Source organism: Gluconobacter sp. Dm-44 (assembly GCF_018256175.1).
Taxonomy (GTDB): Bacteria; Pseudomonadota; Alphaproteobacteria; order Acetobacterales; family Acetobacteraceae; genus Gluconobacter; species Gluconobacter cadivus.
Genome location: NZ_JAERLZ010000002.1, coordinates 142,386 through 167,759 on the forward strand (window position 1 = coordinate 142,386; position 25,374 = coordinate 167,759).

Sequence of the window (25,374 nt, forward strand, 5' to 3'; positions counted from 1 at the left end):
TTCAGGTCCGTCTGGCGGAAGGGGCGGAGGTATTATGGCGGCGCAGCAGGCCGAGCAGCCAGTGGCACAGGCGCTTCGTTCTCGTACCGATGGCATCCATCCAAAGATAGACGATTGGCGTCGTGTAAAGGGTTAGAAGCTGGCTGACGATCATCCCGCCGAGGATGGAAACCCCAAGCGGACGGCGCATTTCCGCACCGTAGCCATTGCTGATGATGAGCGGGACCGCCCCGAGTGCAGCGGCGAGGGATGTCATCAGGATGGGGCGGAAGCGGGTGATGGAGGCTTTGAAGATGGCATCTTTCGGGGAGAGTTTCTCGACACGTTCGGCATGGATAGCGAAGTCGATGACGAGAATGGCGTTTTTCTTGACGATGCCCGTCAGCAGGATGATGCCGATCATGGCGATGATGCTGAAAGACTCTCCCGCAATCCACAGCCCCAGAACCGCGCCGATCCCGGCAGAGGGCAGGGTGGAGAGGATCGTGATGGGATGGATCAGGCTCTCATAAAGAATGCCCAGCACGATATACATCACGGCAATGGCGGCAAGGAACGCTAGGGCGCCATTGATCATGAGCTTGCGCGTATCGCCGGCTGTTCCGGTGAAGTCGCCCAACACGCCATCGGGGGCGTGTGTGCTCTGCATGGTCTGTTTGATGAGCGCGACCGCATCGTTGTAGCTCACACCCGTCGCCAGATCGAACGAGATGTTGGCGGAATAATAGTTGCCGCGATGGGTGATATCGAGGGGCTGCGGTTTCCACAGGATGGACGCGACGTTCATCAGCGGGATCATGGTTTCGATCGAGGACGAGACGGCGGAACCGCTGGAGGTATTGCCGGAAAGCTGGTTGGCCAGCGAGTTCTGGATGGAGGCCGTTGCGAGCGATGTGAAACTGCTGGCGGAGGTGCTGGAGTCGCTGCGGGCGCGGATCAGGTTGGAGGCCACGCCACCCGCTGCTGTCCCTGCGGAAGTGGAAATCCAGACCTGATGAAGCGTCTCGGGGTCCATCCGGTATTTCGGGGCCAGCACCATGACCACGCGGTGCTCGGTCGTGGGCAGATGGATCGTGGAGACGATGGCCTGACCGTAGGAATCATACAGAACGTTCTGGATCAGCTGCGGGGTGACACCATAGCGCGCTTCCGTATCGCGCTGGACGGTGATGTAAGCCGCGACGGACTGCCCCTCGGTCGTGGACGAAATGTTGACCAGCTTTCCAGAGGCGCGCAGGGCGTTCAGCAGGATCGGGATATAACCGAAGAGGTCCGAAACATTGTCTCCGCGCAGGACGTAGCGGTAGCTGCCGGTATTCTTGGAACTGCTGCCGCCCTGACTGCTGCCGCCCACACTCCAGAACGAGACGTCCGCTCCGGGTTCGTTAGGTACGCGTTTGCGGATGCGGTCCAGAATGGTTTCGGCGGAGACGCGTTCGTCCTTTTCCTTCAGATGGATATAAAGCTCGCCGCTGTTTTTATCGTCGCTGAAAATGGTGGTGGACGTGACATCGGGGTCCGTCTGGGCGATGGCGCCGATTTCCCTCAGACGCCGGTCGATTTCCTGAAAGGACATCGTGGGGTCGCCCTTGATGCGTCCCGCCAGCAGCGACATGTCCTGTGACGGGATGAATTCCTTGGGCATCAGCACGATGGAGCCGATCAGCACCACGAAGCTCAGCGGCAGCGTCATACCCATCAGGATCGGGTGACGCAGACACCAGTGCATGGAGCGGCCATACTGCTTCAGCGTCCAGTCCAGCGAGGTTTCCGTGAGGAACGCGATCGAGCCGATCAAGCCTTTGCGGGGCTGATCGCCGTGGTCGATTTCCAGCATCCGCGCGCACATCATTGGCGTCAGCGTGAGGGAGAGCCACATGGAAATGACGATGGCGGAAATCATCGTCATGCAGAACTCGAACATGATCGAACCCGCTCCGCCCGGCAGAAACAGCAGCGGGATGAAGACGGCGACCAGCGAGGCGCTGATGGACAGGACCGTAAAGCCGATCTCCGAAGACCCGACCAGACTGGCCGTGTAACGGTCCTTTCCTTCCTCCATATGTCGGGCGATATTTTCCAGCACGACGATGGCATCATCGACCACGAAGCCGACTGCGATGGTCAGGGACATGAGCGACAGGACATCGAGCGTGAAGTTGAACGCCGCCATCGCCGCCAGTGTGCCGGAGAGCGCGATGGGGACCGTCACGGCCGGAATGAGCGTCGTGACGAATCTGCGGAAGAACAGCAGAATCACAAGCACGACCAGCACGACGGACAGGATCAGCGTCAGTCTCGCATCCGCCAGCGATGCCCGGATGGAGCGGGACGTGTCGAGGCCCACGACCAGATTGACGTCTGCAGGCAGCGCGTCACGCAGATGCGTCAGGTTGGCGTTGATGCCGTCCACGATAGCCACGGTATTGGCATGGGGCTGTGCGGTCACAACCAGTGTGACGGCGCGGTGTCCGTTGATGTAGCTGGTCTGATAGACGTCCTGAACGCTGTCCGTGACGGTGGCGATGTCGCTCAGCCGGACGGGATAGAAGTCGTTGCGATATGCGATGATCAGGTCGCGGTACTGGGCTGCGTTGACGGCCTGATCGTTGGTGGACAGCATCATCCGCTGGCCATTGCTGTCGATAAAACCCTTGGGTGTGAAGGCATTGGCCGAGGCGAGAGCGGTGCGGATGTCTTCCAGACCGATGCCCCATTTATAGAGCGGGTTGGGATTGAGTTCGACGCGCACGGCGGGATTTGTCGACCCCACGACCTCCACACGCCCCACGCCCTTGACCTCGGCGAGCAGCGGCTTGATGCGGATATTGGCGATATCGTAGAGTTCGGCCTGTGTTTTCTGGTCACCTGTCAGGCTCATCAGATAGACCGGAAAGCCGCCGCCATCCATTTTGAAGGCCTGCGGATCGGCATCCATGGTTCCGGTCGGCAGATCGGCACGCGCGGCACGCAAGGCGGCCTGCGTGTCACGTAGGGCGCCGTCGATGTTCCGCGACGACGAGAACTCCAGAAAAATCTGGGCCTGTCCGGCACTGGTGTCGGATTCGATGCTTTCCAGATCCGCGATGGAGCCAAGCCTGCGTTCCAGAGGCGTTGTGACGGATGTCGCCATCTGTTGCGGGTCAGCGCCCGGCTGGGTTGCCACGACCATGATGGAGGTTGTGGTCATGTCCGGCATCGTGGCGACGGGCAGGAGCGGATAGCAGATCAGTCCCGCCATGAAGATGGCAATGGACATCAGTGTCGTCGCGACCGGGCGGTCTATGAACAGGCGGCAGAAATTCATGCGGTCAGTTTATCCACAAAACCGCGTTTCAGGTCATTACTGATAGGACACAAAATGTCAGTTCTTCAGTGTGCGGGCCGTCAGAAGTCCGGCATGCCTGCCGGTTTGGCGGAGGGTTGGGTGACGTAATAGCGTTCTGCCAGGCGGGGCGGGAGAAGATCCATCAGGCGGGATCCCATGACCAGCCATGCCGGAAAGATTACCCGGCGCGTCTGTCGCAGCGTTCCGCGCAGGATCCGGCGCACGGCCTCTTCCGTGGACACCAGACCCGGCATGGCAAAGCGGTTCTGCCTCACCATGGCCGTATCCACAAATCCGCAGCATACGCTGGTCAGGCTGATGCCGAAACTACCCAGCCGGGCCGCATTGGCCACGATGAAACGGTCCAGCGCGGCCTTGGATGCGGAATAGGACGGCGTGCCGGGGTAACACACGAACCCCGCGACGGACGCCATAACGCAGATCCGCCCGCGCAGGTCTTCGCCATTCCGCTCTTGGCCGCGCATAGCCGCGACAACCGGAAAGAACGTATTGAGCGTTCCAGTCAGGTTGATGTCCAGCATGTCGCGGACGCGCTCTTCACGCTCCAAAAGCAGACCATCGGTGTCGGTATGCGGCAGGCCGCCCGTGATGCCCGCACAGAGAAACGCCATATCGAGCCGCTCTTGCGATGCGGCGGCAACCCAGTCGGCCATACCCTGCCGATCGCGCGTGTCTAGCACAGCTGGGACCGCTCTGGCTCCCTGCCCCTCACAGCGCCGGGCTGTTTCCATCAAGCCATCTTCAGCGTGATCGCACAGATGCAGGGAAACGCCCGGACGGGCCAGTTTCAGGGCAAGACCGCGTCCGATCCCGGATGCGGCCCCTGTAATCAGGATATTCATGGGGCCGATTTTAACAGAGTGTTTCCGGGATGGGACCCCCGAAGGGGCGAAAACATCTCTTCTCCGTCAGGTTACTTCGCGGAATTACAGTCCGAACGGGGTTTGGTGCCCGCAAGAAGCTGCCCGGCGAAGCTGTGTGCTTCCGTAAGCATGGCGGCAAGTGTGCCGTTATGGCTGGCGTCATGAATCCGGTGTGTTACGGCCGTTCCGGCGGCGCAGAGACGCGCGACAAGGCGTTTCTGCTGGCTTGTGGAGGTGTGCAGATCCTGCGCGCCTGATTCGATCAGAACAGGTGAGGGCAGGGAGAAGCCTGGATATTTCGCCCAGTCAAATGCGGGGGCCAGCACGCGGCCCGCTTCAGGTTCGAGCAGGGTCGCAGGCGTCAGATCGGAGCGTTTGGCGATCGGGAAGAAATCCGAAGCGCACATGGAGCCCGCATCATGCAAAAGGCGCTGCCCCCGGGGCGTGAAGGCCTCGTTGATGTCGGTGGACGGATCGGCCTCGACCAGCGACTGCCCGAGCGTCAGAAGTTCCGGCACGGCGGGGGAGAAGCTGTGCGGATTGGCGGGATGCAGAAGCTCCTGCGCTGCCTGTTCGTCCAGATAGGGCGGTGCGGCGGCGATCGTGCCCAGAATATGCAGATGCGGCGCATAGGTCGAGGCCATGGCCGCAGCGGCCAGAGCCGCCTGTCCACCCTGTGCATGACCATTCAGCACCACGTTGTCTGACAGGTCCGGGAGGCGTTCGCGGGCGGCACGCACGGAATCCAGCACGCTCATGCCTTCCGAACGTGCATTCAGCAGAAGCGGTGCGCCGGGCTCGCCCATGCCGGGATAGTCGGTCGCGACGATCGCAAAGCCCTGACGCAGCCATCCGTCATAGAAACGGGCCTGAACGGTACCGATTCCCATTACGGACGGCGCGCAGGTCAGGTGCAGGCCGCTCTCTCCATGCGCCCAAGCCAGAACAGGCCAGCCTCCCGCCGGAGCCGGACCGCGCGGGACCAGAACCTGTGCCGACACGCGCACGAGCTGATGCGGGTTGCGCGCATCCGTGCTGCGATAGGTCAGGCGATAGACGGAAGCCGGTTCATGGGACGGCACGGAATCCAGCCGGATCGCCTGCCCCGCCGAAACGGGCGCGCTGACGGACCAGTTGTCGCCATCGTCATCCGAGGCGCAGCCGGACAGGGTGGCCCCGGCTGTCAGAAGCATGACGAGCGACGTCAGGGCGGTCAGCGGTTTATGGCGAAAAGAGTGATACGGCATGGGCGGTCTGTCTCCGACAAGAAGCGTCTCTCATAGCAGTGCTCCGCGTCCTGTGGGAGCGGCCATATCCGGCGTTGCGTTCGGTGTCGGACTTGGAGAGCCGACCATCCGGCGCTACAGAGAAGACCTCTGACGCGCCGGTCCGACCTGATCGGATCTGATACAACGAGGACAGCCATGACCGACACCATTCCCGATCGTCTCTCCGCCAGCCCCGACAGCCCGTATTACAACGAAGAGCTGCTGTCGCGCGGCATCGGTGTCCGCTTCAAGGGCGAAGAGCGCACTACCGTCGAGGAATACTGCATCAGCGAAGGCTGGGTGCGTCTGGCCGTCGGCAAAGCCATGGACCGTCGTGGCCGTCCGATGACGATCAAGGTCACGGGGCCGGTCGAGGTCTGGATCAAGGATTCCGAAGAAGACGCATGATGACACAGGCCAGTTCCACCGGGACCGCACCCCGCCGCATCGTTATCGACACCGATCCGGGTCAGGACGATGCCGTGGCCATCCTGCTGGCGCTGGCCTCGCCGGAACTGGCGGTCGAGGCCATCACGACCGTCGCTGGCAATGTACCCGTCGCCCTGACGACGAAAAATGCCTGTGCCCTGCTCGAACTGACGGGTCGGACCGATATCCCGGTGTTCGCGGGCGCAGCGCGTCCGCTGCATCGCGCACCCATCAGCGCCGAGCATGTGCATGGCGAAACGGGCATGGCGGGCGCCAATCTGCCCGAGCCGACGCTGCGTCCACAGGCGATTGATGCCGCAACCTATCTCGTGGACCTGCTGCGTCGTGAGCCCGAGGGCACGATCACGCTGGTCTGCCTGGGCCCGATGACGAATCTGGCGCTGGCCCTGACTCATGCACCGGACATCGCGTCCCGGATCGCGGGGATCGTGGCCATGGGCGGTGCCCAGCGCGAGGGTGGCAACATCACGCCGACCGCTGAATTTAACTTCTTCGTGGACCCTCATGCCGCCCGCATCGTCATGCGTTCCGGCATCCCCATCACGCTTCTGCCGTTGGATGTGACGCATCGCGCCATCGCCACACCGGCCCGCCTGAAGCCGATTGCGGCGGTTGGCTCGCCCGTGACGGACATGGTCGTGCGGATGCTGGGGGCGGAAGACCGGTTCGAGAAGCAGAAATATGGCTGGGAGGGCGGTGCGCTGCACGATCCGCTCACTATCGGCTTCCTGTTGTGGCCGCAGCTTTTTGCAGGGCTGCGCTGCAATGTGGAGATCGAGGTCGACGCGCCGCTATGCGTGGGCCAGAGTGTTGTGGATTTGTGGAACGTAACCAATCGCGTTCCGAACGCGTTATGGATCAATGACGTTGATGCAGACGCCTTCTATTCCCTGCTGACGGAAAGACTTGCCCTTCTGGACTAACGTCTTTGCCGTCACATCATGACGTTGGAGGACCCGAACATGGCAGACCCGACACATCAGGATCGCTTCTCAGTCGTCATCGTCGGCGGTGGTGCCGCTGGCATCACCATCGCAGCCCAGCTCAGAGGCGAACGCGCCAATCTCTCGATCGCCATTATCGAGCCGTCCACGACCCATGCCTATCAGCCCGGCTGGACGCTGGTGGGTGCTGGTGTGATGACGCTTCCCGAAACGTTGCGGCAGGAAGGCGGGCTGATCCCGCGCAATGTCGAATGGTTGCGGGACAGCGTTGAGAGTTTCCAGCCCGAATCCAACACCGTGACACTGAAAAGCGGCCGCGTCGTGGAATACCGCCGCTTGATTGTGTGCCCCGGTCTTCAGCTTGACTGGGACAAGATCGAAGGCCTGTCCGAGACGCTGGGTCGCAATGGTGTCACGTCCAACTATTCGCGCGAAACAGTCGCCTATACATGGGAATGCATCCGGCATCTCGATGGTGGAAAGGCGCTGTTCACGCAGCCGCCCATGCCCATCAAATGCGCGGGCGCACCCCAGAAAATCGTCTATCTGGCCTGTGATCACTGGCGCCGCGAAGGTTCGCTGCACCGCACCGACGTCGATTTCTCGATGGCGGGCAATGCGCTGTTCGGTGTGTCCTATTACGTCCCCTCGCTCCAACGCCAGATCGACTATTACGGCGTGAACCTTCACAAGCAGGAAAACCTGATCAAGGTGGACGGCGAGAAGCGCGAGGCCACGTTCCAGATTGTCGGGACGGACGAGACCGTCGTGCGTCCATTCGACATGCTGCATGTCGTGCCGCCCCAGAGTGCGCCGGATTTCATCCAGGCAAGCCCGCTGGCCAATGAAGCCGGGTGGCTGGACGTCGATCCGGCCAGTCTGCGTCACAAGACCTATGACAATATTTTCGGTGCCGGAGACGTCCTAGGCACCAGCAACGCCAAGACCGCCGCGGCTGCCCGCGAACAGGCTCCAGTCGTTGTGGAAAACCTTCTGGCCTCACTCGATGGCCGACCACAGGCAGGCAGCTATGACGGCTATGGCGCCTGCCCGCTGACGGTGTCTTATGGGAAGGTTGTGCTGGCCGAGTTCCTGTATGGCGGCAAGGTCGCGCCGAGTTTCCCGTATGACCAGCGCAAACCCAGCCGTTTCGCGTGGTTCCTCAAGACGGAAGTCTTTCCGAAGCTCTACTGGTACGGAATGCTCAGAGGCTACAACATCAGGATCAAGCATACGTCCAAAGAAACGGGTTGAAGCTTGTAGAATCACTGAATACCAAAACGGGGCGGATGAAAATCCGTCCCGTTTTTTATGTCGGATTAGAGACAAAAAAAGAGGGGCCGAAGCCCCCCATTTTCCAAAGTTCCCTCTGATCGCAGGATCAGAAATGAACGCCGAGGTTCATCTGGAACGAACGGCCAATGATCGCATCATAGTAGCGATTCAGGCTGACCGTACCGGGATATTTCGGCAGCGCATTGGTGATGTTGTTCACCATGAAGTTGGCGCTGAAGTTCTTGGTAATTTCGTAACCAAGCGTCAGGTTGAACATGGCAAAGGACGGACGTTTGTTGGCAAAGTACTGGGTGGCCGGCACCTGCACTGCGTAGTGCGAAGGGCCATACCAGAGGGTCTGCCACTGCAGGCTGAAGGGACCACGGATATAGTTCGCATTCAGCGTGAAGTTGTCGTTGGGTGCTGCTGTTGTACCGCTGAGCAGATAGGTGTTGCCCAGGTAGCTCTGCTGGCTCTTCAGGTAGTGGACGTAGTTTCCTGTAAGGCCGATTTCACCAGCGGAAGACGGCAGGCCGAAGCGTGACAGCGGGCTGTTATATTCAAGACGTGCCTGCAGAGCCTGTGTCTCGTAGTTGGCAATATTATAATAACCAGCTTGATAGTTCTGGAGCTGGCCATCTGCTCCACGTGTAAAGGCAGCGCAGTAGGTATTGTTAGGCCCGTAGGACGTCGAGTCGTAGCAACCGTCCATGATGTCTTGAGCACCAAGATATGTGATCGCATTGTTGATCTTTACGTCTACGAAGGATCCCGTAAAGTCGAAGCCGCGAATAAAGTGCGGGCGGAATTCAAGGTTTCCGGTATAGCTGGTGGAAACTTCGTTCTTTAGTTTGTTATTGCCACCTGCGGTGCCCTGAACGGTGAAGTTGTTGAAGTTTGACTCGAACGGCTGCTTGATCCCGGCCTTGGCGCAGTTAGCGGCACGCACGGCGGGATTCGGACCAGCATCAACACCAGCCGACGAGCAGGGATCGATCCCATCTTCGTAATCCGTGCTCTTAGGAGCGAACAGTTCGGTAACGGACGGGTTGCGGACCGAACGGGCATAGTTGCCGCTCAGGCCGAAGTCCTGCGTCGGCCACCATGAGCCACCGAACATATAAGTCCAGTAGCCACCGGTCATACTGTTATTGATGTAACGACCGTTCGCTGTTGCAGAAAGGTTATAGACACCCGGAACATGCATGCTGGGCGAGACCAGCGGAACGTCAAGCTCTCCGAATACTTCATGCGTGTGGTAGGCGCCGCCTGTGGGCGGCAGTGAGGTTGAGTTGCCATACTGCAGATATGAACCGTCAGACTGTTCCCATCCGCGGGAGAATGCGCCTGGATTGAAGCGATAACCTTCGCGGCGATGTTCGTAACCGATATCCCAGCGGATATCGCCAGCGGGAAGGCGCATGACCGTGCTGGAAATTTCAGCCTGAATGTCGCGTTGTGCGTTGGCATTCTTCTGATGGGCATCAGCGAGGATGTAATTCCGTGCTGCAGGTGTGGACTGACCGGTGCCGAACGGGTTGAAAGGTGCGCAAGTGGAGCTGCGGGTCTTGATGGGAGCGCTGGTATAGCCGGGGGCGCAGACAATATTGCCGCTGGCGTCCGTCGTGGCGTTAAGCGCGTTGACGAGGTTTTGTGTGACGATGGAAGGCTGCCATGTATCGTTCAGATAGCGGCTGTATTCCCCGCGAACTTTCCAATTAAAGTGACGACCGACGGCGTCGAAGTCACCGTTCAGTCCTCCTTGGAAGCGATACATCTGCATCGTTGTCTGATACATGCCCGCATCCAGATCCTGATTCAGGCGCGACATGTAAAACGTGTCAGTCGGTAATCCGGCTGCGGACAGGGCATTCACGATCGTGCTGCGTGCAGAAGACGACAGATACGGATTGTTGGTGCTCAGCGCATAAGCGCCGTTCACTTCAGCATTGTTGTGGTAATTGGACAGTGTCAGTGGGTCTGAGGCAAAGAGCGGAGTATTCCAAGTGCCCTGCCCAACGGTGCTGGACGCAGTGCCTCGAGCGTACCAACCTTGCCACGTTGCATGGATATGGTCGGTGATGTCGTAATGACCGAGCAGCGTCAGGTTCAGCTTGTCGGTAGGGGTATAAAGCTGGCTATAATCCTGAAGTGCCGTTCCGTTGCCACCCACGACCGTAGTTGGACTTTTGGTAGCATAGTTCCACGTCATCGGGACGAGGGACTGGCCATTGCCACTGAACATCAGGGGCTGACCGGCAGCATTGGAGATGCCGCTCAATACCTGACCACCGTAGATCGGCGGATCTCCAGCAGTCAACTGCGGAACGCCAGTGACAGATGCGATGACGTTACGCGCACCCTGCGCAAGATTATAAGTGTACTTGCCTGTTCCGCCGATCGGCTGACGAACATATGTGGTGGCGTTGCGACCGGTCAGATAAGGCCGGTCATTGTCGACCATACCGCCGTTATTTCGGTATTCAACATCGAATACCATGCCGCCTTTGCCGTGATCGAAATCATGGCCGACCTTGAACGTGATCTTCTCACCGGGGGCATCGAGCTTCTGGCTCCAGTTGCCCTGGGCATTGAAGTCTACGCCAGTGAAGTGATCGTCAAGCTGGTAGTTCACCACACCTGCAACGGCGTCCGCGCCATAGGCTGCACCTGCGCCACCCAGCTTGGTTTCCACCCCTTTCAGGATTGAGGTCGGAATGGCACTGATATCAACCTGCGACCCTGATCCCGCACCGTAAAGGGATGCCGTCGACCCGCCCACCATGCGCATACCGTCGACCAGCGTCAGGGTTCGATCACTGCCGAGATTGAGCAGGGAGGTGAAGGACTGACCTGCACCGAAGCTGCCCTGGCTACCGATCGGTGTGTTGTCGCCGACACCGAAAGCGGGATTTTCACGCATCAGCGCGATGCCGATATCGGTATAGCCACGCTTCTTGATCTGATCGGCAGACAGTGACGATCCGGCCATGACGTTCGTCAGGCGCGTCTGGGACAGACGCGTACCGGTGACCGTGACTGTTTCGGCGACTTTCAGGTTGTCAGCTTCGGCAGATGCTTCGGCATCCCGCACGACCTTGCTGTTTGTGTGGGTTGCTGCAGCCGTCGTGACGGGCGTAACTGCTGGAGCTGCCGCTGTCGGGGCGGTCGTTGCGGTAGCGGTTTTTGTATGTGCCTTTTTCTTGGTAGCACTCTTATGAACGGCAGCATGTTTTGTAGGGGCTGTCGTTGTGGTCTGTGCATGAGCGCTGATGCTGGGCAGAACGCTGTAGGAAATGCCGGCCATCAGGAACATCCGGACGACTGTCCGGGGCGCAGGTGTGCGTCTTTTGAGTGAATGTTGCACAGAGGTGGTCATCGCGGCCGTTGTCCCTTCTCGATAAGGTCGCATGAAATTTTTGTATCTCTGGCGACATGTTCATCGAAAATCGAAACGGTGTGCAATGCTTCTGCTACGAAAATGCAACATGCTTGACACATGTCATGAAAGGCGTTGCGCTTATGTCACATTTTTGTATTCCAGAGTTTTATTTCAAATAAATTCAGAAAGAATAAAATAAATATAAATATAAAAACTAAATATAAAAACCAATATGATTTAAATAAATATAAAAACTAAATGATATTTATATATATCGAGGAAAATATTCTAAATAACCGATAAATTAAAATTATTTCATTCATCTATATTTTTTCTTTTAATGCTAAAAAATAATCCTCATGTATATATGGAATTCTTTTTTGATATCTAGGTACTGTCGGGCATTCTTCATAAAATCCGAAAAGTAACTTAGTAGCGATTTATAATCGTTCATATGGAAGATTTTTCTTCCCCTGAACCTACCAGAAAACAAAGGAAAAACGATTCGAGGGCCGTTTTTTGCTCATTAATAACGAATCATAAAGGTTGTTACGGTTTTACGTTGGCTGCTGTCTTTAGAGATGGTCGTACTTTTTGACGGCAGAATGCACAACCATTCCTAAACCCTAATGAAAACGGCAGGGTTGATCCGTGGTTGGCGGTTCGTCCGTCTGGATGACCATTAGGGTGACCGGACCGTCGCCGATATTGCCTGCGAAATGACCGATATGGCCTTTTGCGTCCTTGCGGCTCATCTGGTCTTCGCCGAGAGAGACGTCCCCGGGCCCCATGACGACCTTTTTCCCATCCATGGCCGTCACGTACCAGGAGCCCTTCAGCGGGATGATCCACTGGACTTTGGGGTCGGGGTGCCAACTTCCGTCCCAGTGCGCGGGCTGCACGGTGGAAATGATCCGGGCATTGCCTTCATGCACATGGTCCTGCCATTGCGGCCCTGCGGGTTTGGACATGGTTTTCAGATCGTAATTATGGAACGGGCAGCGAGTCATGTGACTGATGCCGTCATGGTCCGTCCAGTTATGCCAGTACCAGGCCGTTGGCGGAGTGGGATCAGCAGCGTGTGCGGCACCGAAGGCCGTTACCACGAGGAGTGCCGCAGCTAGGGGAAGAAGGCGTGTCATGCGTCTGATCCTTTCAGCGCGGGTGGCTGATATCGGTTCATGGGAGCGATGTCGTTGAAGCGTTCCTGATGTGGCGTGCAGACCAGTTCCACGATCATGCCCCAGGGCGTGCGGCCGTAGCAGAACATGTTGCCCGGTGCGGCTTCGAGAGAGGGCTGGCCCTGTGGCTCGGTCAGGAGCGTTCCGCCCGCTTCCCGGAAACGGTGGCAGGCCGCGTGAATGTCATCGACATAGACGGCGAAATGCTGAAGGCCCCAGTCGCATGGGCGCGCGGCCTCGCGCTGGTCAGGGCCTTTCATCTCGAACAGTTCGATGCCCGGCCCATGACCGAGCGCCATCATGCACATTTCAATGACGACGGTGCCGCCCGGAAGGCCGAGGATTTTTTCCGTCTCCGGACCTTTCTGAGGCGCGGTGCGGGTGACGTTTCGGTAGAGGGCAACTGCCCCGAACGCTTCTTCAAGAAAGCGGATGGCAGAGTTGATGTCCGGGACGGTGACGCCGACATGGTCGATGCCACGCGGCAAGCCTGAATGTTCTGTGGTCAAGGGGCGATCCTCCGTTGCAGAAGATCTCAACCCCTGAGGAAACGCACGGTTGCCAGAATGCCCGTCACATTGCGGCAAACCGTGTCAGCAGGGGAGGCCTGTAATCAGGCCTCGTCGGTTGGGCGTTTGGGCAGCAGGGCCGGGACGAACACCATTGTGCAGAGCAGGGTGCATCCGAGGGACATCAGCAGCAGTCGTCCCATGCTCGCCGTGCCCGGATGGCCCGAACGGGCGAGGGAGCCGAAAGCCGTTGCGGTCGTCAGGGCGGAGAACAGCACCGCGCGCGCCGTCGGAGACGTCAGCGGGCCCTTCACCCCTTCGCGCCAGTTCATGACGAAATAGATGTTGAACGACACGCCTACACCCAGAAGCAGCGGCAGGGCGATGATATTGGCGTAGTTCAGCGTCTCCGGCACCGTGACGATCAGGATGACGGTCAGGAGGGTCGACATTAGCAGCGGTGCCATGACAAGGGCGGCATCCAGCAGGCGCCGCAGCACGACCAGCAGGATGATGGCAATCATGATGAGGGCGCAGATGGCCGCCACCTTAAACGCATGGACGATCGTATTGGCGCTTTCCGTGATTTCCATCGCGGGGCCAGCAACATCCGGATTGACCGAACGCAGTTCGCTGACGAAGCGGTGCAGAACCGGCGTTTCGGACATCTGCCCCTTGGGGTGGATTGTCAGCCGCGCGCGGCCATCAGGCAGGACATAGTCGCGGCGCACATCCTGCGGAATGTTTTCCATCGTGACGGGCGTGGGCTGAAGCGCCATCCGCAGCATCGAAAGTTCGTCCGGCAGGAAGCGCGTCAGGGCGGTGCTGGCCTGAAGCAGCGTGCTGTCCGGGACCGTGGAGAGCGTGTGCAAAGCCTGACGGATCTTTTCCAGCGGTGCGGGAAGCTGCTCCTTTACGGCGTCCAGCTTCTGCACGGCAGCGATGGCGGCAGCGCGGATGGCGGCAGCGTCCGGCGCGGGTTCAGGATTGGCCACCGTGATGGTCGGCAGGAGAATGGAGGCGGTGTCCTCGATCATGGCCAGCTTGGTTTTCTGGTCATCGGGAACCAGCGCGCCGAGCCACAGCACGTCATGCACGCTGGGAAGCTTCGAGAATTCCGCTGCCTCTTTCGCCGCGTCCGTCAGGTTCGGGGTCAGGACCTGCGCGCTGTAGGGCGTCGTGAGCGGATTGGCTTCCAGCAAATGGAGCGCCCGCATTCCCTCGGTGTTGGGGTCCTTGGTGTGCAGCGGGTCGGCGTCGAACTTCAGGAGCGGCATGAGGGCCAGCCCCACGATGCCCAGAAGGGCGAAGATGCCGACGACCTTGTGGCGTTTGTGGCGCAGGAACGCGTCCGCAGGCGCCATGAACGCAAAGCCCGGCTCTCCGCTGCCCAGCTTCGCGCGAAAGACGGACAGCAGGGCTGGCAGAAGCGTCATCGTGCAGAAAAAGGCGATCAGCATGCCGAAACCTGCGATCAGCCCGAGCTGCGCCACACCAATAAAGCTCGTGGGATAGAACGCCAGGAAGCCCGCCGCTGTGGCGAGGGCTGCGACAAGGATCTGCGCGCCGCTTTCCTGACCTGTCAGAACGATGGCGTCATGCAGGGACGGATACGAGCCGTCCGGGTTGCGCTGTCCGCGCAGGCGCACGCTGTACTGGATGGCGAAATCGACCGCGATGCCGACGAACAGGATGGCAAACGCCACCGAGATCAGATTCAGCTCACCCACAGCCAGAGCCGCAAAGCCGGTCGTCAGCAGCAGGCCAGCAATGAGGGTCAGCAGGATCGGAAGGATGACGCGCGGGGAGTGGACCGCAAGAATCAGCCAGACCGCGACCAGAACCAGTGAAATGATGAGCCCCAGCACCATGCCGTGTGCGACGGTGGAGAACTCCTCGTCCGACAGCTTCACTTCACCGGTAATGATGCCCGTGACCTGTTTCGTTTTCACGAATTCAAGGTTGTTGATCGCCTGACGCATGGCGGTCGTAGCGCCTTCGCCGGGCTGGAAGGAGCTGTAATCGAGCTTGGGTTGCGTGACGACAAATTCGTATCGCGACCCCAGTTCCGCCAGCTTGCCGATCAGCAGGTTCTGCCAAGACATGTCCTGCGGATGACCGTCCGCTGCTTGTGTCAGAGAAGTTGCGAAGCCGTCCAGCGCGCCGTTGAAGCCGCTGGGGATGCCCTGACCGGCCTTGATACCCTCACCGATCAGGCCAAGTGCGCCGAACAGGCCCCGGGCGGACGGATCGGCGGCCAGCGTGCCGAGGAAGGGCTGCGCGGAGACGATCGAATCCAGCAGCGGCTCCAGATCCTTCGTGTCGAGGAACAGGAAGCCGTGACTGTTATAGAACGGGTTGTCGCCGGGGAGGCTGACCGTCTTGAAATGCGTGTGGTCCTGCGAAAGCGTGGCCGCAAGCTCCCGTGCCGCGATGCGTCCCTGTTCGGGGATGCGGCTGTCGAGGATGGCGACGAGCTGGTTGCTGTCCTGCGGGAACAGGCGCGTCAGCTCCATGCTCCGCTTTTTCCACGGCAGGCTGTTGGCAAACATCTTGCTCGTGTCCGTCGTCACGCTGATGCGTGTGACACTCAGGGCAACGCAGGCGGCACAGAGCAGTGCAAACAGCGCCAGAACGAGGGGCGCACGACGCGCGCAGACGGCATTCAGCCGACCGGTCAGATCCGAAAACATGGGGGCTACCCTTAACAGAACGGGCAGCGTTTCCCTACCCCATCCTGACATTTCGGCGATCCTGATGCAGAAGGAAAGTCATGACATGGACTCTGCCCGGCCTCGCGACCTACGAAAGTGTGATTAAGAACAGTGTTTTCCGGGCTTCCGCAGCTCCTGTGGAAGACGAAGCCGCCGCCATGGCCTTCTTTCGTGACGTCGCCGTGCTGGAGGCGACCCATAACTGCTGGGCCTTCAAAACCGGTCAGCGCTTCCGATGCAGCGATGACGGCGAACCCGGAGGGACGGCCGGGCGGCCCATTCTGTCCGCCATCGAAGGGCAGGATTTCGACAATGTCATGATCGTCGTCACGCGCTGGTATGGTGGCGTGCAGCTCGGGGCCGGGGGGCTGGTGCGGGCTTATGGCGGCGCGGCGTCGGCCTGTCTGCGCGAGGCAGAACGGATTGAGCGGATTGAAACCGTGCCGTTGCGCTTTCACTGCCCGTTTTCCAGCTATGCGATGGTGGAGTCCAAGATCGAAAGCTGGCGGGCAAGCCGGACCGAATGCGAGTTCGACGCCGAAGGCGCGTGGATGACGCTGGCCGTGCCAGTCGAAGAGGCGGATGCCATCACGGACTGGCTGCGGGATCTGACGCGGGGGCAGATGGACATTGCCCGACTGAATTAAATACTAAAAAAAATAGTCATTTTTATTTAAAACTATCAGGATTGATGTTTTTTTGTTGCTGCATAATGTTCTGACAACCCCGTCTGGAGTTTTCAGGGCATGTTACGTCATCATTCATATCGGAATCGGTCTATTCTGGCTATGATGGCGCTTGGAATCTGCACCTCCCGACTGGCAGCGGCAGCCGATTCGTCCACCGCCCCGACCGCACATTCGGAAGAATGGATCCACGTTCTTTCTACGGAACGTCCCCCCATCCAGAACTATCCCCATGCCGGCGTCGTAGGCCAGCCGCGTCGTGTCGTGGCCAGTCAGAACCATGCGCCGCAGGGGCGGCAGGGTCCGTGGGGTGCGTTCAGTTACGGCAACGGCGAATCAGCGGGCTTCGGGCCGGTCGGTCGTTACGGAGTGGCCCCCTGGGCGGAAGACTGGAGTTTCCTGCGCGACAAGAATCGGCGCGACGATCCGTTCGATCCGCTGAAGTTCATCGCACTGAACGATGCGAGAACGATCTGGCTGTCCTTTTCCGGCGAGACGCGTCTGCGCAACTGGTACGAGGAGGCGCCTTTTCTGGGGAAGAAGGGTAACAGCAATTCCGGCCGGTTCGGTGTGCGGAACCTGTATGGCGCGGACCTGCATCTGGGCGAACATGTCCGGCTGTTCGGGCAGCTCATCAATGCGGATGCGGGAGGATGGAAAGGCTTCGGTTACAATACGACGTACCGCAAACGGCTGGATCTCCAGCAGGCTTTCATCGAGTTCAAGGGCAAGCTCGCGGGCGCGCAGACAGGCTTCATGTTTGGCCGTCAGCAGTTTCTCGATGCGCCGTCTTACGTCCTGTATAACCGCGAAACGCCCAACGTGCCGTTGTCGTGGAATGGCGGCCGCATCTATGCGATCTGGCCCAATATTCGCGTGGATGCGTTCGATTTCGTCCAGACCAAGACCGACGCGACCCTGATGTTTCATGACACGGAAGATTATAACACGCGCCTGTATGGTGGAGACATCACGGCTCTCGTGCCGCAGTTCTCGATCGGTGGCGAGACGGTCCATTCATTTCTGGATATTTTCTATTACGGTTACCGCTATGGCGGCAGCCTGTCCGTCGTCCCGCTTGCATCCGGTGCCCTGAAAGGCACGTCCTCACGCGGGAATGTCGGTTTCCGTTGGTACGGTACCGCCGCATCTTTCGAATATTCGTTCGGCGGCCTCTATCAGGACGGGACGTTCCAGAAATCCGGCAGCGCGAAGAAGAGCGATGTGCAGGCCTATTCGGTCAATACGATCGTAGGATACCGGCATACGCCCTCGCCCCTGCATCCGTTCATCGGCGTTCAGGCGGATCTGTATTCCGGCGGGGCCAACGGAACGGACGGCCCGGTCAGGACCTATATGGCGCCTTTCAACCCGCAGACGAACTATCTGGATACCACGACCTACATCCAGCCCTCCAACCTCGTCAGCCTCTCGCCGGTCCTGAGCGTCACGCCGTGGAAAGGCTTTGCGAGCATCCAGTTCAAGGTGCCGTTCATGTGGCGGGAGAACGCGGATGGCGCGATCTGGAACTCGTCCGGCCCGTACACATTCTCGAAAACCTATCACGGCGGCTATATCGGCGTGGTGCCGCAGGCGTCCCTCAAGCTCCAGCTTAACCGGCACCTGACCTGGCAGATCTATGGCGCGCGGTTCATGGCCTCGAACGGGTTACATGCGGCGGGCGGCAAAAGCGGAAGCTACGCCCAGTCCAATGTCGTCTTCCGCTTCTGAGAGCTTCTGTTATTCGTCCTTGTCGGAAAACAGCCCGACCAGATCCGTCAGATGTCCGATTTCGCGCAGTTTCAGGCCTGTGGGCGGCTTGACCCGCGCGGAGGCCGCCGAAACACGACGTGGCAGGATGGCCTCGCCAAAGCCGAGCTTGGCGACTTCCTTGAGGCGCAGATCGGCCTGACTGACCTGCCGGATTTCGCCTGAAAGCCCGACTTCGCCGAAATAGGCGGCATTGGGAGAAGTTGGATGACCCGTCGCGGCGGACACAAGGGCCGTGGCCACTGCCATATCGGCAGCCGGTTCATTCACGCGCAGGCCGCCTGCGATGTTCAGATAGACATCCATATTCGCAAGCTTGAGGCCACAGCGCGAATCCAGGACAGCCAGCAGCATATTCAGCCGCGACGTGTCCCAGCCCACAACAGCCCGGCGCGGCGCCCCATCTCCGGCCTTGGGAGACAGCAGCGCCTGAATCTCCAGCAGGACCGGGCGCGTGCCCTCCAGCCCTGCAAAAACGGCTGAGCCCGCGATATTGCCTCGCCGCTCCGCCAGAAACAGCGCGGACGGATTAGGCACTTCGGTCAGGCCGATATCGGTCATGGCGAAAACGCCGATTTCGTCGGTCGCGCCGAAGCGGTTCTTGGCCGCGCGCAGAATGCGGAACTGATGCCCGCGATCACCCTCGAAATACATGACCGCATCGACCATATGTTCCAGAACACGCGGCCCGGCGAGGGAGCCTTCCTTCGTGACATGTCCGATCAGGATCAGCGCAAAACCGAGCGTCTTGGCCAGCCGGATCAGCTCAAACGCACTCGCCCGCACCTGAGAAACCGAACCCGGCGAGCTTTCCACGCTTTCCAGCCACATCGTCTGGATGGAATCGATGACCACGACCGTATGCGCCCGGTCCTGTTCCAGCGAGCCCACGATCTCGCCAACATTGATCGAAGCGGCAAGATCCAGCGAGTCCAGCATTTTGGGATCGCGGTCCAGACCCAGCCGCTGGGCGCGGATGCGGATCTGGTCCACCGATTCTTCGCCCGAAACATACAGGACGCGATGCCCTGACCGCGCCAGCGCGCAGGTGGTCTGAAGCATGAGCGTGGATTTGCCGATGCCCGGATCACCGCCGACCAGCACGACGGACGCCGGGACAAGTCCGCCACCCAGAACGCGGTCCAGCTCTGCAATGCTGGTTGTAATACGCGGGGGCGGCCGTGTTTCGCCATCCAGCCGAACGGTTTGCAGACGCCCGGAACTCAATTTTCCGGTCTTGCGGGCCGTCGGCTCGACCGTCTCTTCAACCAGCGTATTCCATTCGCCGCAGGCCTCGCATTTCCCGTTCCATTTCGGAGAGGTGGCGCCACAGTTCTGGCAGACGTAACGGGTGGTCGGCTTTTTGGCCAAGGCTGGTCTCTTCGATTTGAGGGGAACAAACCCAGTATATAGGGAGTGCTTGGCTGTTGATCCAGCCGGGGCTTTGCCCCGGACCCCACCAAAGGTCGCGACCTTTGGAAACCTTTAGAATCAGGGTGCAGGGATCAAGATCCCTGCCGGGCCCGGGCAGAGCCCGGAATCCTTACTCCCGTGTCCGCAGGATCAGGCGCGCTAAAAGCCGCGAGACCACGATAATCAGCAGAAAACCGAGAAGCTGGAGCACCATGTTTGGATGGGCGGGCTGATGGCGGAACATGATGAACAGGAGCGGCAGGGCGATCAGATAGCTCAGCCCGATGCGCTTCCAGACGATGGGATCGGTTTTCGGGAAACGGGGCAGAAGGCTCATTTGCGCAGCTCCATGGTGATGGGGCCTTCGCGTCGGCCATGGGTGAACTGATCCACCATGGCGTTGCCCGAATTCATGAGCTCGGATGCCTCGCCTTGCCAGATCAGCTTCCCGCGATAGAGCATCGCCGCGCGGTTTCCGATCCGCTGGGCGGAGGCCATATCGTGAGTGATGGCAATGGCGGTGGAGCCGAGTTTCTGCACGCAGTCCACGATCAGCCCGTCGATGACGGCGCCCATGATCGGGTCCAGCCCGGTCGTGGGTTCGTCGAAGAACATGATATTGGGACCGCCCGCAATCGCGCGCGCCAGCCCCACGCGTTTCTGCATACCGCCCGAAAGTTCGGACGGGCTGAGTTCGCCAACGGACGGGTCCAGCCCCACCTGTTCGAGCAGACCCCCGGCTATTTGCAGTGCCTGCGTGCGGGACGGGGTCGCGCCATTGCGGTCGGAATGCTTGGCGCGCACGCCGAACGCCACGTTCTCGCCAACGCTCATGCTGTCGAACAGGGCACCGTTTTGAAACAGCATCCCGATCTGCTGGCGCAGGGCGCCCTGCCGGGAGCGCGAAGCCGTCAGCAGGTTTTCGCCGTCAATCTCGATCGTCCCGGCATCGGGCTCGATCAGACCCAGAATGCAGCGCAGCAGGACGGATTTCCCGGAGCCGGATCCGCCGATGATGACCATGGACGTGCCAGCCTCGACATCAAGGTCCACGCCATCAAGCACGATCTTGGAGCCGAAAGCCTTGTGCAGACCCCGGATGCGGATCTTCGGGGTGCTCAAGGGAGTGCCCGGGGAAGTGCTTACGGGAGGAGTGCTCATTGTGAGAAGAACAGATCTGTCAGGAGGTAGTCGAACAACAGGAGCAGGATGGAGGCACCCACGACCGCGGCTGTCGTGGCCGAGCCCACGCCCTCTGCGCCGCCGCGGCTGTTATAGCCGTTATAGCAGCCCAGAAGCGCGATCAGGAACCCGAACACCGCCGCTTTGACGAGGCCGACGACGACATCCATCGTCTTGAGCGAATCCAGCGTGGCCGTGATGTAGGTCGAGGGTGAGAAGCCGAGTTTGGCGACCGAAACCGTGAAACCACCCATGACGCCCAGAATATCTGCGACCAGCACAAGGCAGGGCAGCGCGAGCGTTCCGGCCAGAAGGCGCGGCGTCACGAGATATTTCATTGGATCGGTGGACAGCGTGGTGAGCGCGTCAATCTGGTCGGTTACGCGCATGGTGCCGATCTGCGCGGACATGGCCGCGCCCACGCGTCCGGCGACCATCAAGCCGGCCAGAACAGGGCCAAGCTCACGGGTCACGGCGAGGACGACGATCCCGGCAATCGCGCTCTGCACATGATACTGCCCGAAGCCCACATAGGACTGAAGTGCGATCACGGCCCCGGAAAACAGGGCCGTCAGCGCCACGACGGGGAGGGAGAAGAACCCCGTCTCGATCAGGCTGGAGAAGAAAATCCGCCAGTAAAAAGGCGGTCGCACCAGATGCGACAGGGCCTCCAGCGCGAACAGGGCCAGAGCACCTGCCTGCTTGATAAGGCCGAGAGCGGCGCGGCCAAGGGCCGCTATGGGGTCAAGAACGGCATTCACCCTTCAGCCCCTACCCTGCCTGCATCCGGACGTCAAAGTTTCCGTTCTGCATTCAGGCGCGTCGGCCATCGGTCCGTTCCAGATCCCGGAACTGCCGCTCCAGACTGAAATCGGAGGATGTAACGCAGCGCTCGATCAGGCCGAGCCTGCGCTCCATGCGCGCCAGCCGATCCTGAAGCCGGGCCAGCGGATGGCCAGGCGGGACGGAGCGGGAGAAATCTTCCGTCGGTTCGGGTTGCGGACGCCGGAAACCAAGCACGGCATCCCTGACCACGGCTGTCGCGCTGGCGGCGGGTGTTTCCTGCCATGCCGCGCGGTGCCGGGACCAGCTCCGCACACCCTCCGCATATCCTGCGGCGGCCTTGTCCAGTGTTCCCCGGAACGGAATAACGCCTGTCCGGCGATAGCGTCGGAAAAGACGCACGGCCCAGATGATGAGAAAGATTTTCAGCAGCAGCCCAATCACCCCATGACCGCTGGAATGATGGACAGTGGATGTGTTGCCGAAAGTGATCTCAGGCGTATCCATATGGATATCGAGATGGTCAAGAACCTTGCGTGTCGCATCGGAGAGGATGGCGGACCCGTCCGGTGTGGTCACGGTCGTGATCCTCGCACCGGCTGTGTCCTCCACGGAGAGCGTGCCGGACCCGATCGGACGCTTCTTCAGCGTTTCGCTCACCTTCTGAAGTGTGATGTCGCCGCTGCCGAGAAGGGTCAGATCCGCATCGCGGGCCGTGGCGTTCAGCGTAATATTGGCCGAGCCATAATCCCGGACCGTCAGAACATCCGCGCTCCCACGTTCGATCCGGATATCGCCCGAAGACATAGCCGTGATGCTGGCGCTTGAAGCTGCGAGATCGCCGATCTGCAGGTCGCCGCTGGACAGGCTTTGCACGGTCATCCGTCCCGTCAGCCGCCCGACCGAGACGTTTCCGGGGCCTGTCATCGTCAGGTTCAGGCCGCTGGCCTGATCGATGTCGAGATCGCCGTGTCCGCTCTCCGCCGTGACGTCGCCGTTGACGCCAGTGATGCGATAGAGCGTCGTATGGTTGTGGGAGGACTGGAGGTCGAGGCTGGTCCGGGCCGGAACCATGACGACCGCACTGTCCTGAGCCGCGCAGTCCTGCGGAGTGGTCGTGAAGGTCAGGCGTTCCCCGTGTTTCTTCAGACTGCCGCTGCCGGAAACGATATGCGCATCCGGACCACTCACGACGGATAGGGTCTCAAGACATGTCGCCGGGATGACGAGCGTGTCAGGGCTGCTCGTTGAGGACACGTTGAAGGATGGCGGTGCCGGAGGCGAGGGAGGTGCCGGAGGGGCTGGTGGCGCGGGTGCGGCGCCGCAGCTCAGAAGCGCGAGCAGAGTCAGGCGCGCATGCAGATGGTGGCGCATCCCTATTCTCCCTGAGCGCCGTTCTGAGCGCTCTTTCCGGTCGTCGAGGGTGTGGTCGGATTGGCTGTTGGGGCGGCGGGGGTCACTGCGGGAGCCGGAATCGTTGTCTGCGGTGCGGTCTGGGCGGGCGCGCTTGCGACCGGAAGGCTGGCAGGTGCCTGAGTCGTCTGCTGGACATTCGACGCGGCGTCCTTTGATGGGGCCGGGGCGCTGGGAGCCTGCGGGATGGCAGGGCTGTCAGGCGCGGAAGGCTGGCGGACAGGCGCGGGAGCCGGAACCACGGTTGGCGTGGTTGGGGCCTGAACCGTAGGGGGCTGAACCACAGGTGCCTGCATGACGGGCGCGGAAGCAGCCGGAGGCGTGACCACGGGGGCCGGAACAGTCGTAGCCGCGCTGGCAGGGGGCGTCTGGACCGGAAGGGAGGGCTGCGGCGCTGCGGGAGGAGGTGTCGGTACGGCAGCTGGCGGCGGCGGTGTGGGACGATAGATCACGCCATTCTCCGCGCCAACGCGGACTGTGCCTTTGCCTGAACGGACCATCGGGCCTGTGACGGCCTCGATATTGACATCCCCCGTTCCGTTGGCCGCAACCGTCGCCACCGTGGCGTGAGCCAGAATGGTGGCGCTGGCCTGATCGGCCGTAATCAGCGTCAACGCGTCGATGCTGCCCCCCGAGAGCGTCATCCCCGCATTCTGCGTCAACTGCACCGAAAGGGCCGCGAGCTGCGCCGTGTCCGCCGTCAGCGTCGAGGTGCCGGAGGCCACGATCTGGGCGGCACGTTCGAGGGAGTGGATGTGGACGCTGGAGGCGCCCTGCATGTCCAGGTCGAGGGACTGGGTGTTTTCGATGTCCATGGTGGCGGAATCGAGGCTGGCGTCCAGGGAGGCGAGTTTTCCAGCGATGACGAAATGCGTGTCGTGGCTGTCGTGGATCGTCAGGCCAGTGCTGGGGGAGATGCTGATTGTCAGCTTCCCGTTGGGGGCGCAGGACTTCGTGGCGATGGAGATGCGGCTTTGCGCTTCTTCCTTGCCGGTATGCATGGAGACCTGTGCGAGGCTGCTTGAATCAAGTGTTGCTCCGTCCTTCATGTTGGGATCGACCACGACCCTGACCTGTCCGGTGCAGGGGATCGACAGGTCCAGATCCTCTCCGGACAGGGTCATGCGCGCGGCGTGGGCTGCGGGCGACAGCAGGACGGTACCCGCCAGCAGAGCCAGAAGCGCCGGGCGGCGGCCGGAAAAGAGGACGGGGCGGCGTGTCATCGTGCGTTCCTTGCTCTCCAGCCCGGGATATCCTCGTCGAGGATGCGTTCGAGCTGGTCGATCCTTTCTTCCAGACGCGTAGCATGGGCTTCGGCCTGTGTCAGGGCGGCCTGAAGCATGGGGTCCTGTTGGGGCGCGCCTTTTGGTGAGCTGTTGGCATGTTTGACCATGCTGACGACAGACCAGCAGATGATGGCTGTGATGGGAACAAGGAAGGGGAAGATGGACGAATTCATGCCTTGGGCCTTTCGGTCAGCCTTTTCTCAGCCTGCGCTTTTCTTTTCGGCCACACGGCGCTTGAGGGCTTCGAATTCGTTTTCCACGACGGCATCGGTTTCAAGGGCTGCGAGTTCCTCCTGAAGTGTGGGGTGGCCGGTGCGGCGGCCCAGATCATACGCCTCTGCCTTGCCTTCAAGCTCATCAAGAGCGCGTTCCACCTGATCAAAACGGTTCAGCGTGTCGTCGATGCGGGTGTCGTAGAGTTTTTCGCGGGTTTTCAGGCGGCCCTGTGCGGTGCGGGCGCGGATGGAGAGCGCCTTTTCGCGGGATTTGGCGTCGGCGATCTTGGCCTGAAGTTTGGAGATGTCGTCGTTCTGCTGGTCCAGCCCGTCCGAGATCTGGGCGATCTGCTGTTCCAGTGCTTCGCGTGATTGTTCCACGCTGTGGCGGGCGGCGAGGGCTGCGCGGGCGAGATCGTCGCGGTCCCGTTCGATGGCGAGACCGGCCTTGCGGTGCCATTCGTCTTCTTCGTGCATCATGGTGCGGACGCGGCGTTCGAGCTGCTTGCGCTCGGCGATCGTGCGGACGGCCTGACTGCGGACCTCGACCAGCGTGTCTTCCATTTCCTGAATGACCAGACGGATCATTTTCTGCGGGTCCTCGGCATTGGCGAGAATCGCATTCAGATTGGAGTTCACGATATCGGCGAGGCGAGAAAAAATACCCATGATGCTTTCCTTCCTGTTGAAG

At 60.4% G+C, this 25,374-nt stretch carries 20 protein-coding genes; 5 read left to right on the top strand and 15 right to left on the bottom strand.

Going from position 1 to position 25,374, the window contains the following annotated elements:
* Position 1: 1 nt before the first annotated feature.
* From JK213_RS03730 to JK213_RS03740, 3 genes are all read right to left on the bottom strand, one after another.
* Positions 2-3,307, bottom strand: coding sequence for an efflux RND transporter permease subunit (locus tag JK213_RS03730; RefSeq protein ID WP_194261075.1), 3,306 nt, complete (start codon positions 3,305-3,307; stop codon positions 2-4).
* Between the two features lie 80 nt (positions 3,308-3,387).
* On the bottom strand, positions 3,388-4,191 hold the full coding sequence (locus tag JK213_RS03735; RefSeq protein WP_194261076.1) for an SDR family oxidoreductase: 804 nt from the start codon (positions 4,189-4,191) through the stop codon (positions 3,388-3,390).
* Positions 4,192-4,262: 71 nt separating this feature from the next.
* Positions 4,263-5,459, bottom strand: coding sequence for a lipase family protein (locus tag JK213_RS03740; RefSeq protein WP_194261077.1), 1,197 nt, complete (start codon positions 5,457-5,459; stop codon positions 4,263-4,265).
* A gap of 177 nt (positions 5,460-5,636) precedes the next feature.
* Here JK213_RS03740 and JK213_RS03745 point away from each other — a divergent pair, with 177 nt between their 5' ends.
* From JK213_RS03745 to JK213_RS03755, 3 genes are read left to right on the top strand one after another with little or no spacing between them, the layout of a single operon-like run.
* Positions 5,637-5,888, top strand: coding sequence for a DUF3297 family protein (locus JK213_RS03745; protein WP_099285842.1), 252 nt, complete (start codon positions 5,637-5,639; stop codon positions 5,886-5,888).
* A complete protein-coding gene (locus JK213_RS03750; RefSeq protein WP_194261078.1) occupies positions 5,885-6,853 on the top strand; it encodes a nucleoside hydrolase in 969 nt (322 codons plus the stop codon). Before JK213_RS03745 ends, JK213_RS03750 begins: the two co-directional genes overlap by 4 nt.
* Before the next feature lie 39 nt (positions 6,854-6,892).
* Entirely contained in the window at positions 6,893-8,128 is a 1,236-nt protein-coding gene (locus JK213_RS03755; protein ID WP_194261079.1) for an FAD/NAD(P)-binding oxidoreductase, read from the top strand.
* A gap of 127 nt (positions 8,129-8,255) precedes the next feature.
* On the opposite strand, the gene JK213_RS03760 is transcribed toward JK213_RS03755, so the two are convergent.
* The 4 genes from JK213_RS03760 to JK213_RS03775 all read right to left on the bottom strand — a co-directional run bounded on the left by JK213_RS03760 (position 8,256) and on the right by JK213_RS03775 (position 15,914).
* Positions 8,256-11,456, bottom strand: coding sequence for a TonB-dependent receptor domain-containing protein (locus JK213_RS03760; protein ID WP_228125287.1), 3,201 nt, complete (start codon positions 11,454-11,456; stop codon positions 8,256-8,258).
* Between the two features lie 701 nt (positions 11,457-12,157).
* The gene (locus JK213_RS03765) at positions 12,158-12,673 is read right to left on the bottom strand and encodes a cupin domain-containing protein (protein ID WP_194261081.1); all 516 of its coding nucleotides are present in this window, start codon (positions 12,671-12,673) and stop codon (positions 12,158-12,160) included.
* Complete coding sequence (locus tag JK213_RS03770) at positions 12,670-13,221, bottom strand: VOC family protein (RefSeq protein ID WP_194261082.1); 552 nt, start codon at positions 13,219-13,221, stop codon at positions 12,670-12,672. The genes JK213_RS03765 and JK213_RS03770 overlap by 4 nt, the downstream gene beginning before the upstream one ends.
* Positions 13,222-13,325: 104 nt before the next feature.
* On the bottom strand, positions 13,326-15,914 hold the full coding sequence (locus tag JK213_RS03775) for an MMPL family transporter (protein WP_194261083.1): 2,589 nt from the start codon (positions 15,912-15,914) through the stop codon (positions 13,326-13,328).
* An 80-nt stretch (positions 15,915-15,994) separates the two neighbouring features.
* On the opposite strand from JK213_RS03775, the gene JK213_RS03780 reads away from it, so the two are divergent.
* Together JK213_RS03780 and JK213_RS03785 are read left to right on the top strand one after the other, a co-directional pair.
* Positions 15,995-16,582: a YigZ family protein gene (locus JK213_RS03780; RefSeq protein WP_194261084.1), complete on the top strand. Its 588-nt coding sequence runs from the start codon at positions 15,995-15,997 to the stop codon at positions 16,580-16,582.
* A gap of 141 nt (positions 16,583-16,723) precedes the next feature.
* Positions 16,724-18,352 (top strand): alginate export family protein, encoded by a 1,629-nt coding sequence (locus JK213_RS03785; RefSeq protein ID WP_228125288.1) that lies wholly within the window; start codon positions 16,724-16,726, stop codon positions 18,350-18,352.
* A 9-nt stretch (positions 18,353-18,361) separates the two neighbouring features.
* On the opposite strand, the gene radA is transcribed toward JK213_RS03785, so the two are convergent.
* The 8 genes from radA to pspA all read right to left on the bottom strand — a co-directional run bounded on the left by radA (position 18,362) and on the right by pspA (position 25,352).
* Positions 18,362-19,762 carry a DNA repair protein RadA gene (gene radA, locus JK213_RS03790; RefSeq protein WP_194261086.1) on the bottom strand — a complete coding sequence of 467 codons (1,401 nt, stop codon included), beginning with the start codon at positions 19,760-19,762 and terminating at the stop codon, positions 18,362-18,364.
* Between the two features lie 172 nt (positions 19,763-19,934).
* A complete protein-coding gene (locus JK213_RS03795) occupies positions 19,935-20,141 on the bottom strand; it encodes a hypothetical protein (protein ID WP_062029257.1) in 207 nt (68 codons plus the stop codon).
* A complete protein-coding gene (locus JK213_RS03800; protein ID WP_194261087.1) occupies positions 20,138-20,965 on the bottom strand; it encodes an ABC transporter ATP-binding protein in 828 nt (275 codons plus the stop codon). Before JK213_RS03800 ends, JK213_RS03795 begins: the two co-directional genes overlap by 4 nt.
* On the bottom strand, positions 20,962-21,747 hold the full coding sequence (locus JK213_RS03805) for an ABC transporter permease (RefSeq protein WP_062029251.1): 786 nt from the start codon (positions 21,745-21,747) through the stop codon (positions 20,962-20,964). The genes JK213_RS03800 and JK213_RS03805 overlap by 4 nt, the downstream gene beginning before the upstream one ends.
* 52 nt (positions 21,748-21,799) lie before the next feature.
* Positions 21,800-23,143 carry a GIN domain-containing protein gene (locus JK213_RS03810; protein ID WP_194261088.1) on the bottom strand — a complete coding sequence of 448 codons (1,344 nt, stop codon included), beginning with the start codon at positions 23,141-23,143 and terminating at the stop codon, positions 21,800-21,802.
* 2 nt (positions 23,144-23,145) lie between these two features.
* Positions 23,146-24,405 (bottom strand): hypothetical protein, encoded by a 1,260-nt coding sequence (locus JK213_RS03815; protein WP_194261089.1) that lies wholly within the window; start codon positions 24,403-24,405, stop codon positions 23,146-23,148.
* Complete coding sequence (gene pspB, locus JK213_RS03820; protein WP_194261090.1) at positions 24,402-24,641, bottom strand: envelope stress response membrane protein PspB; 240 nt, start codon at positions 24,639-24,641, stop codon at positions 24,402-24,404. The genes JK213_RS03815 and pspB overlap by 4 nt, the downstream gene beginning before the upstream one ends.
* Positions 24,642-24,668: 27 nt before the next feature.
* Positions 24,669-25,352 carry a phage shock protein PspA gene (gene pspA, locus JK213_RS03825; RefSeq protein WP_099285830.1) on the bottom strand — a complete coding sequence of 228 codons (684 nt, stop codon included), beginning with the start codon at positions 25,350-25,352 and terminating at the stop codon, positions 24,669-24,671.
* Positions 25,353-25,374: the final 22 nt, after the last annotated feature.